The organism is Streptomyces sp. NBC_00669, assembly GCF_036226785.1.
In the GTDB taxonomy this organism is placed as follows: Bacteria; Actinomycetota; Actinomycetes; order Streptomycetales; family Streptomycetaceae; genus Actinacidiphila.
Window position 1 is genome coordinate 2,060,148 of record NZ_CP109018.1, and the last position, 14,932, is coordinate 2,075,079.

14 protein-coding genes are annotated in these 14,932 nt (G+C 74.4%); 9 read left to right on the top strand and 5 right to left on the bottom strand.

The features are described from left to right. Positions 1-191: 191 nt before the first annotated feature. The 3 genes from OG896_RS08315 to OG896_RS08325 all read left to right on the top strand — a co-directional run bounded on the left by OG896_RS08315 (position 192) and on the right by OG896_RS08325 (position 3,242). A complete protein-coding gene (locus OG896_RS08315) occupies positions 192-1,103 on the top strand; it encodes a GNAT family N-acetyltransferase (RefSeq protein ID WP_329363812.1) in 912 nt (303 codons plus the stop codon). Positions 1,104-1,293: 190 nt separating this feature from the next. Continuing rightward, complete coding sequence (gene treZ, locus OG896_RS08320; protein ID WP_329363814.1) at positions 1,294-3,048, top strand: malto-oligosyltrehalose trehalohydrolase; 1,755 nt, start codon at positions 1,294-1,296, stop codon at positions 3,046-3,048. Further along, positions 3,045-3,242, top strand: a complete 198-nt coding sequence (locus tag OG896_RS08325) for a hypothetical protein (RefSeq protein ID WP_329363816.1) — start codon at positions 3,045-3,047, stop codon at positions 3,240-3,242. The genes treZ and OG896_RS08325 overlap by 4 nt, the downstream gene beginning before the upstream one ends. 13 nt (positions 3,243-3,255) lie before the next feature. Here the strand turns inward: OG896_RS08325 and OG896_RS08330 are convergent, their stop codons facing one another. Together OG896_RS08330 and zapE are read right to left on the bottom strand one after the other, a co-directional pair. Further along, positions 3,256-4,104: a polyphosphate kinase 2 family protein gene (locus OG896_RS08330; protein WP_328470487.1), complete on the bottom strand. Its 849-nt coding sequence runs from the start codon at positions 4,102-4,104 to the stop codon at positions 3,256-3,258. A 189-nt stretch (positions 4,105-4,293) separates the two neighbouring features. Next, positions 4,294-5,361 (bottom strand): cell division protein ZapE, encoded by a 1,068-nt coding sequence (gene zapE / locus OG896_RS08335; protein WP_329363818.1) that lies wholly within the window; start codon positions 5,359-5,361, stop codon positions 4,294-4,296. Between the two features lie 169 nt (positions 5,362-5,530). On the opposite strand from zapE, the gene OG896_RS08340 reads away from it, so the two are divergent. From OG896_RS08340 to OG896_RS08360, 5 genes are all read left to right on the top strand, one after another. Further along, positions 5,531-6,301, top strand: coding sequence for a pyrimidine reductase family protein (locus tag OG896_RS08340; protein WP_329363819.1), 771 nt, complete (start codon positions 5,531-5,533; stop codon positions 6,299-6,301). A gap of 129 nt (positions 6,302-6,430) precedes the next feature. Beyond that, positions 6,431-6,898 (top strand): indole-3-glycerol phosphate synthase, encoded by a 468-nt coding sequence (locus tag OG896_RS08345; protein ID WP_329363820.1) that lies wholly within the window; start codon positions 6,431-6,433, stop codon positions 6,896-6,898. 91 nt (positions 6,899-6,989) lie between these two features. Continuing rightward, positions 6,990-8,429, top strand: coding sequence for a UDP-N-acetylmuramate--L-alanine ligase (murC, locus tag OG896_RS08350; RefSeq protein ID WP_329363822.1), 1,440 nt, complete (start codon positions 6,990-6,992; stop codon positions 8,427-8,429). Positions 8,430-8,459: 30 nt separating this feature from the next. Continuing rightward, entirely contained in the window at positions 8,460-8,882 is a 423-nt protein-coding gene (gene msrB / locus OG896_RS08355) for a peptide-methionine (R)-S-oxide reductase MsrB (protein WP_328470477.1), read from the top strand. 103 nt (positions 8,883-8,985) lie between these two features. Then, positions 8,986-10,032: a carbohydrate kinase family protein gene (locus tag OG896_RS08360; RefSeq protein ID WP_329363825.1), complete on the top strand. Its 1,047-nt coding sequence runs from the start codon at positions 8,986-8,988 to the stop codon at positions 10,030-10,032. Between the two features lie 61 nt (positions 10,033-10,093). Here OG896_RS08360 and OG896_RS08365 read toward each other — a convergent pair whose 3' ends face one another. Next, positions 10,094-11,776 carry an ATP-binding cassette domain-containing protein gene (locus OG896_RS08365; RefSeq protein ID WP_329363827.1) on the bottom strand — a complete coding sequence of 561 codons (1,683 nt, stop codon included), beginning with the start codon at positions 11,774-11,776 and terminating at the stop codon, positions 10,094-10,096. Positions 11,777-11,833: 57 nt separating this feature from the next. Here OG896_RS08365 and OG896_RS08370 point away from each other — a divergent pair, with 57 nt between their 5' ends. Further along, positions 11,834-12,532, top strand: a complete 699-nt coding sequence (locus OG896_RS08370; RefSeq protein WP_329363828.1) for an aminoacyl-tRNA hydrolase — start codon at positions 11,834-11,836, stop codon at positions 12,530-12,532. A gap of 106 nt (positions 12,533-12,638) precedes the next feature. Here OG896_RS08370 and hemQ read toward each other — a convergent pair whose 3' ends face one another. Beyond that, positions 12,639-13,409, bottom strand: coding sequence for a hydrogen peroxide-dependent heme synthase (gene hemQ, locus OG896_RS08375; RefSeq protein ID WP_328470469.1), 771 nt, complete (start codon positions 13,407-13,409; stop codon positions 12,639-12,641). 4 nt (positions 13,410-13,413) lie between these two features. Continuing rightward, positions 13,414-14,907, bottom strand: a complete 1,494-nt coding sequence (gene hemG, locus OG896_RS08380; RefSeq protein WP_329363830.1) for a protoporphyrinogen oxidase — start codon at positions 14,905-14,907, stop codon at positions 13,414-13,416. Positions 14,908-14,932 lie beyond the last annotated feature (25 nt).

Consider the following 14,932-nt stretch of genomic DNA (forward strand, 5'->3'; position numbering starts at 1 on the left):
AACCGGGCCGGGGCCCGGAAAAAGCGGTGGCACCCGCCGGGCAGGGCGCGCTAGGGTCGCGGAACACGTCCAGCCAGAACCCGGAAGAGGAGGCGAGAGCGATGTCGACATCCACTGTGCCGCGCTCCCGCCCGTCCGCTGGACGTTCGTGACCCGACCGGGAGCGCACCGCTGACTCCCGAAGGACTCACATGTCTGATCTCGTACTTCGCTCGCTCACCGCGGGCGAGTCCGCCCTGTTCGGCTCCCTCCCCGTCGCGGAGAAGCTCGGCCGCGCCCTGCTCGGCCAGGAGTTCGCGCTGCTCGACGCCGGCGGGGAGTACCGCCCCGAGTGGTCGTGGGTCGCGCTGCGCGACGGCGTCGTGGTGGCCCGCGCCGCGTGGTGGGCCAAGCCCGGCGACACCGAGCCGGTCGCCCTCGACTGGTTCGACTTCGCCGACGGCGAGCGGTCCGCGGCCGTCGAACTGCTGCGCGCCGCACCGCTGTCCGCCGAGTACGCGCTGATCCTGCCGCCCGGCTGGCGCGACCGGCCCGGCCTGCGCGCCGCGTACGAGGCGCGCGCCGCGGCCGTCGAGGCGGCCGGGATGCGCAAGCTCGTGGAGCGCTACCGCTACACCTGGACCGCGGGCGAGGACCCGCTGCCCGCCCGCACCGGCCGGCTGGTCTACCGGCCGGAGCCCGACGACGACGCCTTCCGCGCAGTGATGGCCCGGATCATGACCGGCACGCTCGACGCCCACGACCGGTTGATGCTCGACGAGCACGGCCTGGACGCCGCGTTGGACGAGACCCTCGGCGTCCTCGACTGGATGCCCTCCCCCAACGACTGGCGGCGGGTCGCCTACACCCCGGACGGCGAGGTGGTCGGCGTGCACATCCCGGCGGAGAACCCGTCCATGGCGTGCATCGGCTTCATCGCGGTCGTCCCCGAGCAGCGCGGCCACGGCTACTCCTACGACCTGCTGGTGGAGTGCAGCCACGACCTGGTGGACCGCGGCGCCACCCGGATCGCCGCGGCCACCGACCAGCCGAACTTCCCGATGGCCCGCAACTTCGCCCGGGCCGGCTATCCGATCACCCAGGAACGGGTGGACTTCGTCTAGACGAGGCGGTCCCCGGGCATGCATGTGCCCGGGGACCGGGTTCGGGGACCGGGTTCGGTGACCGGGCGCCCCACCGCAGGGACGAGACCGCAGGGACGAGAGACCGTAAGACCAAGGCCGTAAGGACGAGCGGGACCGGATAGGACCACGAAGCAGGGCCGGGACGACCCGGCCGGACGGGAGCCGTTGCGTGCTGTTCGAGGTGTGGGCGCCGAACGCCCGCCAGGTGGAGGCGCTGATCGACGGGCAGGCGTACGCCATGGGGCCCGACCCCGCGCGCACCGGCTGGTGGCGGGCCGAGCTCGCGGCGGGGCCCGGCACCCGGTACGCGTACCGGCTCGACGGCGGACAACCGCTGCCGGACCCGCGCTCGCGGCGGCAGCCGGACGGCCCGGACGGACCGAGCGCGGTGGTCGACCAGGACGCCTACGAGTGGAGGTCGCCATGGCCGGGCCGCGGGCTGCCGGGCGCGGTGCTCTACGAGCTGCACGTCGGCACCTTCACCACCGAGGGCACCTTCGACGCGGCGGTGGAGCGGCTGTCCCACCTGGCCAGGCTCGGCATCACCCATGTGGAGCTGATGCCGGTCTGCCCCTTCCCCGGCACCAACGGATGGGGGTACGAAGGCGTGTCGCTGTGGGCGGTGCACGAGCCCTACGGCGGCCCCGAGGCGATGAAGCGCTTTGTCGACGCGGCACACGCGCACGGCCTGGGCGTCGTGCTGGACGTGGTGCACAACCACCTCGGCCCCTCGGGCAACCACCTGCCGCCGTTCGGCCCTTACTTCACCGACCGGCACCACACCCCCTGGGGCGACGCGGTCAACCTCGACGCGCCCGGCTCCGACGAGGTGCGGGACTTCCTGATCGGCAGCGCGCTGGCCTGGCTGCGCGACTACCGCCTCGACGGCCTGCGGCTGGACGCGGTGCACGCGCTGGTCGACACCCGCGCGCTGCACTTCCTGGAGGAGCTGTCCACCGCCGTGGACGGGCTGTCGGCCGCGCTCGGCCGCCCGCTGTTCCTGATCGCCGAGTCCGACCTGAACGACCCGCACACCACCGCGCCGCGCGAGGCCGGCGGCCTGGGCCTGCACGCGCAGTGGAACGACGACTTCCACCACGCGGTGCACACCGCGGTCACCGGCGAGGCGCAGGGCTACTACGCCGACTTCGCCGCGGCCGGGCCCGCCGCCCTCGCGAAGGTGCTCACCCACGGCTTCTTCCACGACGGCACCTGGTCGTCCTTCCGCGGCCGCCACCACGGCCGCCCGCTGGACGTGCCGACGGTGCCCGCGCACCGCCTGCTGGGCTACGCCCAGACCCACGACCAGGTCGGCAACCGCGCGACCGGCGACCGGCTGACCGCGGGGCAGCTCGGCGCCGCCGCCGCGCTGGTGCTGACCTCGCCGTTCACCCCGATGCTGTTCATGGGCGAGGAGTGGGGGGCGACCACGCCCTGGCAGTTCTTCACCGACCACGACGACCCGGAGCTGGCCGCGGCCATCACCCGGGGGCGGCGGCGGGAGTTCGCCGAGCACGGCTGGGCCGAGGAGGACGTGCCCGACCCGCAGGACCCGGCCACCCGGAACCGCTCCTGCCTGGACTGGGCGGAGGCCGAGAAGCCCGCGCACCGCGAACTGCTGGAGTGGTACCGGGCCCTGATCGCCCTGCGCCGGGCCGAACCCGCGCTGACCTCGCCCCAGTTGGACACGGTCACCGCCACCGCCGGCGGCCGGACGCTGCGGATCGCCCGCGGGCCCTTCCGGGTGCTGGTGAACTTCTCCGACGCCCCCGCGCGCATCCCGCTCAACACGCCCTGCGACATCCTGCTGGCGCGCCCGGCCTGCCGCACCCTGCCCGGCCCGGCCGTCCAGCTCCCCGCGCGCGGTGCGGCGGTGCTGCGCGCCCGCGACACGGCCCCCGAGCGGACTAGCGTGGAGGGATGAGCGACACGCACCCGGACCAGCGGCCCGCAGAGCAGCGGCCCGCACCCGGCGACCCCGCGGACGACCCGACGGAGCCCCGCGCCGACTGCGTGCTGTGCGGTGAACCCACCGAGTACCCCAACAGCACGAAGGGCGCGACGCTCTGCCCGGTCTGCGCGTGGCAGGAGGCCCAGCGCACCGCCTGCTCGGGCTGAGCCGCGGGCGGGGTCAGGTGGCGAGCAGCAGCTTGCGGTACTTGTCCACGTCCAGATCCGGTTGCGGGTACGCCGGGTCGATCCGCTCCAGGTGCTCCAGCAGCAGCCGGCTGATCGCCCAGTTCCGGTACCACTTGCGGTCGGCCGGCACGACGTACCAGGGCGCGGCCTCGGTCGAGCACCGCTCCAGCGCCACCTGGTACGCCTCCTGGTAGTCCGGCCACCGCTCGCGTTCCTCGACGTCGGTCGGGCTGAACTTCCAGTGCTTGTCCGGCCGGTCCAGCCGGGCCAGCAGCCGGGCCCGCTGCTCCTGGGGGCTGATGTGCAGGAAGACCTTCAGCACGGTCACCCCGCCGTCGGTGAGCGACTGCTCGAACCGGTTGATCGCGGCGTAGCGACGGCTCCAGACCGACCGGGGCACCATGTCGTGCACCCTGACGATCAGCACGTCCTCGTAGTGCGAGCGGTCGAAGACGCCGATCTCGCCGGGGTGCGGGAGGGCTCTGCGGATGCGCCACAGGAAGTTGTGGCGGCGCTCCTCCGCGGTGGGCGCCTTGAACGCGCGCACCCGCAGGCCGGCCGGGTTCAGCCCCGACACCACGTGCTTGACGGTGCCGCCCTTGCCGGAGGTGTCCATGCCCTGAAGCACCAGCAGCACGCGGCGCTGGTCGCCGCCCACGGCACTCTGCGCGAACAGCCGCTCCTGCAGTTCGGCGAGGTGCGGGCGCATCCGCTCGATCTCGGCGAGGCCGTGCTTCTTGTTCTTCGGGCCGCCCGGGGTCCCCCGCGGGTCGTACGCCGACAGGTCCACCGGGCCACTGCCCGGCTCCACGCGCAGCAGCGTACGCAGTTTCTTCGCCATGCCCCGATCCTGCGGGTATTCCTTCCGCTCCGCCATCCGCCCGGGCCGCCCGTTCATCTCGCGGAAGGAGCCGCACACACTCAGGGGCGCTGGGGGCACCTCCCAGGCGAAGCTCTGGGGGAGGAACTGCGCGACAAGCCCCCACCGGCAGGTGGTCCCTCGACCGACAGAACCACCCACCCCGGGGGGTCAGGCCAGCCGAGAAGCTTCGCGAGCCAGCGAGGTGAGGCGTGAGACGGCCCGGAAGTACTTCTTCCGGTACCCCCCGCGGAGCATCTCCGCCGAGAAGAGCTGGTCGAAGGGCACCCCGGAGGCCATCACGGGCACCTCACGGTCGTAGAGCCGGTCGGCGAGCACCACCAGACGCAAGGCGGCGGCCTGGTCCGTCACCTGCCGCACCCCCCGCAGGAAAACCGCGTCGATCCCGTCGACGAGGGCCCCGTACCTGCTGGGATGCACCTTCGCGAGGTGCTCCGCGAGCGGCCCGAAGTCGTCGAGCGCCGCACCGGGCGTACGGGCGGCGGCCGCGGTGACCTGCTCGTCGCTGTACGGGTCGGGCGCCTGCGGCAGCCCCCGGTGCCGGTAGTCGTCCCCGTCGATCCGCAGCGAGGTGAACCTCTCGGACAGCCCCTGGATCTCCCGCATGAAGTCGGCGGCGGCGAACCGGCCCTCGCCGAGCTTGCCGGGCAGCGTGTTGGAGGTCGCGGCGAGCCGCACCCCGGCCGCGGCGAGCCGGGCCAGCAGCGTGGAGACCAGGACGGTGTCGCCCGGGTCGTCCAGCTCGAACTCGTCGATGCAGACCAGGCGGTGGGAGCTGAGCGCGTCGACGGCCGGGCGGAACCCGAGCGCGCCCACCAGGTTGGTCAGCTCCACGAACGTGCCGAACGCCTTCTGCGCGGGCGGCGCGTCGGTGGCGTGCCACAGCGACGCGAGCAGGTGCGTCTTGCCGACGCCGTAGCCGCCGTCCAGGTAGATCCCGCCGGGGGTCGCGGGCCGCTCGGGCGCCTTGCCGCGGAACCACCTGCGCCGGGCGGTTCCCTGCGCGGGTCCGCCGAGCCCGGCCGCGAACTCCTCCAGCGCGCGCACCGCACGGGACTGGCTGGGCTGCGCCGGGTCCGGGACGTAGGTCGAGAAGCGCACGGAGTCGAACCGCGGCGGGGGCACCAGCTCGGCGAGCAGCCGCCCGGCATCCACGTGCGGGTCACGCTCCGTGAGCGCGACCGGTGCGGCTATTCCTGCGGCGACATCCCCTGGCACGACATCCCACCCTACCGGTAGGGGCCCGGTGTCCCGCGCACGGGTGGCGGGCGGGCGAAGGAGGGCGGATCGGACGAAGAAGGGCACTCGGCCGCCGGACGTGACCAGGTGGGCGATTCCGGCACGGCGCGGCGCGAGGTGACGGGCCGGCGGGTGGGAGACTGCAAAAATGCAGCAACTGTTCCCCCCGCCAGGACCGGACACGGCGAACCCGGTGGACCTGGTGCACACCTACGCGTACCCCCCGCGGGAGGCGGGCCCGTACCTGCGGGCGAACATGGTCTCCTCGCTCGACGGCGCGGCGACCCACGACGGCACGTCGACCGCGCTCTCCTCCGCCGCCGACATGCGGATCTTCGGCACCCTGCGCGCCCTGGCCGACGCGGTCGTGGTCGGCGCGGAGACGGTCAGGAACGAGGGGTACCGGCCCGGAAAGGCCCGCCCGTCGTTCGCCGAACGGCGCGCGGCGGACGGCCAGACTCCGGCTCCGGCCATCGCCGTGATCAGCCGGCGGCTCGACCTGGACTTCGCGGCACCGCTGTTCACCGCCGCGACCACGCCGACGCTGCTGCTGACCGGCGCGGGCGCGGACCGCAAGGCGCTGGCCGCGGCCGAAGCCGCGGGAGCGCGGGTGGTGGTCGCCGGGGACGGCGACGGCGTGGACCCGGCCCGCGCGGTGCGCGAGCTGGCCGCGCTGGGCCTGTCCCGGCTGCTGCACGAGGGCGGCCCGCGGGTGCTCGCGCAGTTCGCGGCGGCCGGGGTGGTGGACGAGCTGTGCCTGACGGTGGCACCGTTCGCCGTCGGCGGTGACGCGCCGCGGATCATGAACGGGCCCGGTGTCGCCGGTCCGGCCCGCTTCGTACCGGTGTCGGTCCTGGAGGAGGACGGCTTCCTGTTCACCCGCTACGTCAAGCAGACGGAGGCGCAGGTCACGGCATAAGGCACTCTCCCGGGGGACGCGCGGCGGAAAAAAGCGGATTCGTTCGTTCCGCTTCGCGAACCGCGGGAAGAATGGAATCGGCGCCCGGTGAAGATCGGGGCCTCGTTCGCGAGAGAGAAGGACGCGTCCGTGTTCACGACCGTACTCATGATCGAGAAGCCGCTCGCCGCGGCCGATGTGGAGCTGGTCACCACGCTCCACGGCGACGAGCAGGTCTCCTTCGTCGTGCTCATGCAGCCCCGCGGCGACCAGGACCGCCTGCTGCGCGCCGTGGACGACGTGGCGCTCGGCTACCTCGACGACGCCGCCCGGGAGAACGAGGTGCCGGAGGGCCAGGACGCCTTTCCGCCCGCCGAGCGCTCCCTCGCGCACTCCCTGGAGGCGCTGCGGGCCGCCGGGGTGCCGGCCGAGGGCGAGGTGGTGGAGAGCCACCCGCTGGACAAGCTGAAGGCGGTGGTGGAGGAGCACCAGGCCGACGAGGTGGTGGTGCTGACCGCGCCGCACTTCGTGGAGGAGTTCTTCCACCGCGACTGGACCTCGCGGGCCCGGCACAAGGTGGGCGTGCCCGTGCTGAAGCTGTTCGCGCAGCACGACTGAGCCGGCGGCACGCCCGTCAGGAAAACTGCCCGGCACTAGTGCCACAATCGGGCGTCGGCACATAAGTGAACCACCCTCTGGAGACCCGCGCATGAGCCCGTCCGGCCCGCCCGTACCCCCCGACCTGGACCGACCGCACTTCATCGGCATCGGCGGCGCCGGGATGTCGGGGATCGCGAAGATCCTCGCCCAGCGGGGGGCGCGGGTGGCCGGCAGCGACTCGAAGGACTCCGAGACCGCGCAGGCGCTGCGCGCGCTGGGTGCCACCGTGCACATCGGCCACGACGCGGCGCACCTCGCGCCGGACGCGTCGGCCGTGGTCGTGTCCAGCGCGATCCGCGCGGAGAACCCGGAGCTGGTCGCGGCCCGCGAGCGCGGCCTGCCCGTGGTGCACCGCAGCGACGCGCTGGCCGCGCTGATGGCGGGCACCGTCCCGATCGCGGTGGCGGGCACCCACGGCAAGACCACCACCACCTCGATGCTCGCGGTCGCGCTGACCTCGCTGGGTCTGGAGCCGTCGTACGCGATCGGCGGCGACCTGGACGCGCCGGGCTCCAACGCGCACCACGGCGGCGGCGAGATCTTCGTCGCCGAGGCCGACGAGTCCGACCGCAGCTTCCACCGGTACGCCCCGCAGGTCGCGGTGGTGCTCAACGTCGAGCTGGACCACCACGCCAACTACGCCTCCCTGGAGGAGGTGTACGAGTCCTTCGAGGAGTTCGTCGGCAAGGTGCGGCCCGGCGGCACCCTGGTGGTCTCGGCCGACCAGCCCGGCGCGGTCGAGCTGACCGCCCGGGTCCGGGACATCGGCGGTCTGAACGTGGTGACCGTCGGCGAGGCCGAGGGCGCCGACGTCCGTATCACCCGGATCAACCCGCGCGGCCTGACCAGCGAGGTCAGCGTGCTGCTCGACGGCCGGATGCTCACCTTCACGGTCTCCGTGCCGGGCAGCCACTACGCGCACAACGCGGTCGCGGCGCTCGCCGCGGGCATCGCGGCCGGCGCCCCGGCCCGCAACCTGGCGTCCGCGCTGGCGAAGTACACCGGCGTCAAGCGCCGCCTCCAGCTCAAGGGCGAGGCCGCGGGCGTGCAGGTGATCGACTCCTACGCGCACCACCCGACGGAGATGGCCGCCGACCTGGCCGCGATCCGCCAGGCCACGACCACCGCCTCCGGGCCGGACGGCGCCTCGGCGGCCGACGGTGGCCGGGTGCTGGTGGTCTTCCAGCCGCACCTGTTCAGCCGTACGAAGGAACTGGGCACCGAGATGGGCGGCGCGCTGGCCCTGGCGGACGCGTCGCTGGTGCTGGACATCTACCCGGCCCGCGAGGACCCGATCCCCGGCATCACCAGCGAGCTGATCGTGGCCGCGGCCCGGACCGCGGGCGCCGACGTGACCGCCGTGCACGACCGGGAGGCGGCCGTGGAGCTGGTGGCGGGAATGGCGAAGCCCGGTGATCTCGTTCTCACCATGGGGGCGGGTGACGTGACGGACCTCGGTCCCCTGATTCTCGCCCGGCTCGCCGACTGAGGCCGTCCGAGGCCGACTGAGGAGGTTCGCATGTCGCAGGATGCGCGCAAGTACCAGGTCGACAAGACCGACGAGCAGTGGCGCTCCGAGCTGTCGCCGCAGGAGTACGCGGTGCTGCGCCAGGCCGGCACCGAGCGCCCGTTCACCGGTGAGTACACCGACACCAAGACCGAGGGCGTCTACTCCTGCCGGGCCTGCGGCGCGGAGCTGTTCCGGTCGGACACGAAGTTCGAGTCGCACTGCGGCTGGCCGTCCTTCTACGACCCGGCCGACTCCGACGCGGTGGAGCTGATCGAGGACCGCTCGATGGGCATGGTGCGGGTGGAGGTGCGCTGCGCGAACTGCGGCTCGCACCTGGGCCACGTCTTCGAGGGCGAGGGGTATCCGACCCCTACCGACCAGCGCTACTGCATCAACTCGATCTCGCTGCGGATGGCCCCCGCCGAGAGCTGATCGCGCCCCCGCCGGCAGGCCCCCCGGTGACGGCCTGATCCGCTCCCTCCCGCACCCCCGGGTCGTAAGGTGATCGGCACACACCGAACCGGGGGGATGGGCCGTGGACGACAGCACCGAGGGCACCGGAGCCGACCGCGGCACCGGGGCCGGGATCGAGACCGGCGGAGCGGCCGATCGTTATGACGTCCTGGTCGTCGGCGGGAGCGGCATCGACACCATCGTCCGGGTGGACGAGCTGAAGATCCCCGGCGGCGACTCGGTGTGGGTGCCGCCGGTCCGTGACTACGTCGCGCACACCGGCAACGGCGTGGCGCTGGGTTTCCACGCGCTCGGCCGCCGCACCAAGTTCGTGGACTTCCTCGGCGACGACGCGCCCGGCCGGATGATCCTCGACAAGTACGCGGCGGTCGGCCTGGACTTCGACCACCTGGTGGCCCCCGCCGGCACCCCGCGCAGCGTCAACCTGGTCGACGCCGAAGGCCGCAGGTTCTCCTTCTTCGACGGCCGGCACCCCGCCGACCTGCTGATGCCGCTCTCCTTCTGCGGCCCGTACCTGGACCGGGCCCGGCATGTGTACCTGGCCCGCTCGCACGTCAACCGCGAGCTGTTCGACGCGGCCCGCCGGCGCGGTGTGCCCGTGTCCACCGACCTGCACACCTGGGACGGCGCGGACCCGTCGGCCCACCCGTGGGCGTACGGCGCCGACTACGTGTTCATGAGCGCCGCCACCGTCAAGGAGGGGGTGGCCGACGTGCTGCGCGACATCGTCGCCCGCGGCCGGGCCCGGCTTGCGGTGGCCACCGACGGCGCCGACGGTTCGTACGTCCTGGACCGCGCCCGGCCCGACCTGGTCCGGCACGTGCCCGCGGTCCGCCCCGAACGGCCGGTGGTGGACAGCAACGGCGCGGGCGACGCGTACGTCACCGCCTTCCTGCACACGCTCTTCGACGGCGGCGACCTCGACCAGTGCGCGCTGGCCGGTTCGGTCTCGGGGGCGTTCGCCTGCGGGCACCACGGCACCCACGAGGCGCAGATCGGGGCGGACGAACTGGCCGCGAGCTGCCTGCGGGCACGCGCGTCCGGGGCACCGGACGGGACGGCTGCGGCGGGCGGTGCCATGGCGGACGGCGCCGCTGTCAGCGGGTGAGCCTGGCGGCCGGCCGGCGCGGCGCGAACTTCCACCCGACCGCCGTCACCGGACGGCGACTTCAGGCGCGCGCGGTCCCCAGCCGGGCCACCGTCCGCACCGACCCGCCCAGCGCGAGGGCCGCCACGCAGACCGCCACCGCGAGCGCGGCCACCGGGTAGTGCACCGCACCTGACTGCGACCCGTGCACCAGCGACGTCACCGCGGCCTGCGCGGGCGAACCGCTGGTCAGCAGCACCGCGCCCGCGCCGAACGCCGTGACCAGCACCGACCAGCCCGCCCCCGGCAGCAGCGGCGAGTTGGTCAGCGCGCCGACCGCCGTACCGAGCAGCACGGAGACCGCCGCGGCCATCAGCCCGGCCAGCAGCGCCGGCCCGATCGGGATGTCCGCCCGCATGTCGTCGGTGTGCGCGCCGCTGATCGCGGTGACCACCAGGGTGCCGACCAGCCCGAGCAGCCCGGACCCGCCCAACGCGGCCAGCAGCGCCCCGAGATGGGCCCGGCCCGGCCCCACCGCCGAGGCCGTGCAGGCCCGCGCGGCCGGCGGCTCGCCCGTCGCGCACACCCGCACCAGCCACGCGGCCACCGGCAGCAGCAGCGCGGCCGCGTACCCCAGCGAGCCGAGCAGCGCCTCACCGCCCGCGACGCCGATGGCCAGCACGGCGCCGTAGAAGATCAGCGGCGGCAGGAAGCGGTGCGAGCGCAGCAGCAGGTCAGCCTGGTACCGCACGAGCGCGCCGAGCCGTCGGTACGGCCCGCCCGCCCCCGGCACTGCGTCCACAGCCGGTACGGACCCGGCCGGTACGGACACGGGGGGCGCCTTCGCGGCCGGTACGGACCCGGCCGGTCCGGTCGCCGCGCGGATACGGGGCCGCGGCACGCCCCCGCCACGTACGGCCTCGATGTGCCAGGGCGGCTCCGCGCCGAGCAGGGCCCGCAGCACACCGTCCGACGCCTCCGCCGGCACCTCCACCCCGATCCGCCCGCCGCCCTCCCGCCACGGCCCGAACGGCTCGACCGCGGGCGGCACTTCACCGCTCCCGGCGGCCTCGACGACGACGCGGCCCCCGGTGCGGTGCGCAGCCCCCGGCCGCTCCCGGCCCCGCACGTCGGCCGCCCGGACCGCTCCGCCCGCCGTCACCGCGTACACCGCGCTCGCCTCCCCCGCCAGGCGGCGCGGGTCGTGGTCGACGTAGAAGACGGTCGCGCCCGCGCCGACCCGTTCGCGCACCACGCCGTCGAGGACATCCCGGGCGGAGGTGTCCAGGCCGGTCCACGCCTCGTCGAGGACGAGCAACTCCGGGTCGGCGAGCAGCGCCTGCGCGACGGCGACCTTCTGGCTGGTGCCCTTGGACAGCTCGTCGAGCGGGGTCCCGGCGTACCCGGTGATGCCGAAGCGCTCCAGCCAGTACAGGGCACGGGCGCGGGCGGCGGCCGAAGGCAGGCCGCGGATCGCGCCGAGGTGGGTGAGGTAGCGCAGCACCGGGAACGGCAGCGCCGCGGGGAAGCGCTCGGGCACGTACGCGGTACCGGCGTCCGGCCGCCCGGTCAGGCACCCGGCGGTCGGCGAGTCCACGCCCGCGACGATCCTCAGCAGCGTGGACTTCCCGCTGCCGTTGGCGCCCTCGACCCGCACCAGAGAGCCGCCCGGCACCTCCAGCGAGACATCCCTCAACACCCAGGGCCCGCGCACCCCGTAGCGCCGCCCGACCTGATCGAGCCGCAGCCCGTTCGTCTCCAGCACACCCCCATCCTGACCCACCCCGCGGGGGGCGCACAGGTCCGATGGGAGACTGGCCGGGTGAGCAGCCCCTTCCAGCACGAGGCGGTCGACCGCGACGCCGCGCCCCAGTACGTCCTGCCCCTGGTGGTCCGGATCGAGCGCGAGGCGCCGCCGGCCCGCACCGACGCCCTACAGACCGCGGCCCGGGCCGTCCTGACCCTGCTGTCCGACGAGCGGGCGACCGACGAGGACGGCGAGTGGACGGAGGTGGTCCACGCCTGGCAGGACGCCCGCATCCGCAAGGTCGTACGGCGCGCCCGCCGCGGGGAGTGGCGCCGGGCCGAGGCCCTGCCGGGTATCACCGTGACCGGCGAGACCGCGGAGGTCCGGGTCTTCCCGCCGGTCCCGCTCGACGGCTGGCCGAAGGACCTGGCCAAGCTCCAGGTGTCCGGCACCGAACTCGACGACCCCGAGCCGCCCCCGCCCGCCGACCCGGCCCACCCCGTCCTGTGGATGGCACCCGACATCACCATGTCCGCCGGCAAGGCCATGGCCCAGGCCGGCCACGGCGCCCAACTCGCCTGGTGGGAGCTGTCCCCCGAGGAGCGCCGCGCTTGGCGGAAAACGGGGTTCCGACTTGCCGTGCGCACGGCAACCCCTGCGGCCTGGCGGGGCCTGACCGGGTCCGGGCTCCCCCTCGTCCGCGATGCGGGCTTCACCGAGATCGCTCCCGGGTCGGCGACGGTCATCGCGGACGTTCCGGCACTTCGGGGCTAGGCGGACCCTTCGGCGTGGTGGGTCCGGCTGTTGAAGGGCCACCCGCCGGTGGGTGGCTTGTCGCGCGGTTCCCCGCGCCCCCAACGGGGCAGCCCGGCGGGTCCGCTCAGGCGAGCCCGGCGACGAGTTCGGCGACGGGGCGGCGGCGCCCCGTGTAGAAGGGCACCTCCTCACGGACGTGCAGCCGCGCCTCGGAAGCACGCAGGTGCCGCATGAGGTCCACGATCCGGTACAGCTCGTCCGCCTCGAACGCGAGAATCCACTCGTAGTCGCCCAGCGAGAAGGAAGCGACCGTGTTGGCCCGCACATCGGGGAAGCCCCGCGCCATCTTGCCGTGGTCGGCCAGCATCCTGCGACGGTCCTCGTCGGGCAGCAGGTACCAGTCGTAGGAGCGCACGAACGGGTAGACGCTGACGTACGCGCGCGGCTCCTCGTCCGCGAGGAACGCCGGCACGTGCGACTTGTTGAACTCCGCCGGCCGGTGCAGCGCCATGTTGGACCACACCGGGGCCAGCGCCCGGCCGAACGAGGTGCGGCGGAAGAGGTTGTACGCGTCCTGGAGCGCCTCGGCGGTCTCCGCGTGCCACCAGATCATCAGATCGGCGTCGGCCCGCAGCCCGGACAGGTCGTAGGTGCCGCGTACGGTGACGTCCTTCGCGGCGAGCTGCGCGAACAGCTCCTCCACCTCGTCCGCGTAGCCGGTGCGGTCGGCCGGCAGCACGTCCTTGAGCCGGAACACCGACCAGAGCGTGTAGCGGATGACCTCGTTGAGATCCTTGGCCTTCTTGCCCGCGTTGGCGGGCCGGTTCTGGGTGGCGTCGGCCGCGGCTGCTGCTGCGGCGGAGTCGAGGGCGCGATCGGCGGTCGAATCGGTCATACGGCTATTCTCCCGCGCCGCCCGCGCCGCCCGGCACCAGGGTGGCCAGCACCTCGGCGGCGGCCCGGCGCCCGCTGCCGACGCAGGCGGGGATGCCGACCCCGTCGTACACCGCGCCGCACAGCGCCAGGCCCGGCAGCTTCGCGGCCTGCTCGCGCAGCCGCCGCACCCGGTCCACGTGCCCGACCGCGTACTGCGGCAGCCCGCCGTCCCAGCGGGTGACCCGGGCGGCGACCGGCGCGGCCCGCAGGCCCACCGCCTCGCCCAGGTCCTCCCGGGAGAGTCGGACCAGGTCGGTGTCGTCCCAGGCGAGGTCGGCGGTGTCGCCGTGCCGCCCGACCGAGGTGCGCAGCACGAACGTGTCGCCGCCGGCCTCGTCGAGCCAGCCCCACTTGCGGCTGGAGAAGGTGGCCGCCTTGATCGTCCGGCCGTCCACCGGAGGCACCAGGAAGCCGCTGCTGAGCGGGAGTTGGAGCACGTCGCGGCGGCGGAAGGCCATGGTGACCAGCGCCATGCTCGCGTACTCGACCGCGCCCAGCTCGGCCGCGGCGGCCGGTGCCTCCTCGGCGAGCAGCGCGGCCGCGACGGGTGCGGGCGCCGCGATCACCACCGCGTCGGCGGTCAGCTCGCGGCCGTCCAGGCCGACCCGCCACTCGTGCGGGCCGGTGCGCCGCAACTCCCGTACGGGGGTGCCGGTCACGATCCTCACGCCCGCGGCGCGGCACGCGTCGGCCACCGCGAGCGGCAGCCGACCGATCCCGCCGCGGATGCCGTTGAAGACCGGGCCGCCGGTCGAGGCGGCGGCCGCCTTGCGCTGGATGCCGCGGGCCGCCTCGATCAGCGAGCGGCTGTCGCGGGCGGCCGCGTAGAGCTGCGGTACGGCGGCGCGCAGCGAGATCTCGTAGGAGTTGCCCGCGTAGACGCCGCCGAGCAGCGGTTCGACCAGCCGGTCCACCACCTCGCGGCCCAGCCGGGCGGCGACGTAAGCGCCGATGCCCGTGTCCTCGCCGATGTCGGTGCGGGGCAGCACGTGGTCGAGCGGGATACGGGCCAGGCCCGCGGCCGTCAGCACCCCGGAGGCGGCGAGCGGGGCGAGGTCGCCCGGCACGCCCATCACATGGCCCTGCGGCATCGGGCGCAGCCGGTCGCGGGTCCACAGCGTGGCGCCTCCGACGGCGGGCGGCTGGAGGTCGTCGGCGAGCCCGACCTCGCGGGCCAGCCGCACCGCCTCGGGCCGCCGGGCGAGGATCGACTCGGCGCCGAGGTCCACGGGGGCGCCGGCGATCTCGTCGGCGTACAGCTTGCCGCCCAGCCGCTCCGCGGCTTCCAGCAGCGTGACCTGGGCGCCGCCCTTGGCGAGGTCCAGGGCCGCGGTCAGTCCGGAGATCCCGCCGCCGACCACCACGACCCGCCCGGGGACGCGCGCCGGGCCGTCCGAGGCGCCACGCCCGTCGCCCTGATTACCTCGGCTGTCCCGGCCGTCACGCGTCTGGCTCATGGCTCCACTGTCGCAGACGCCGGAA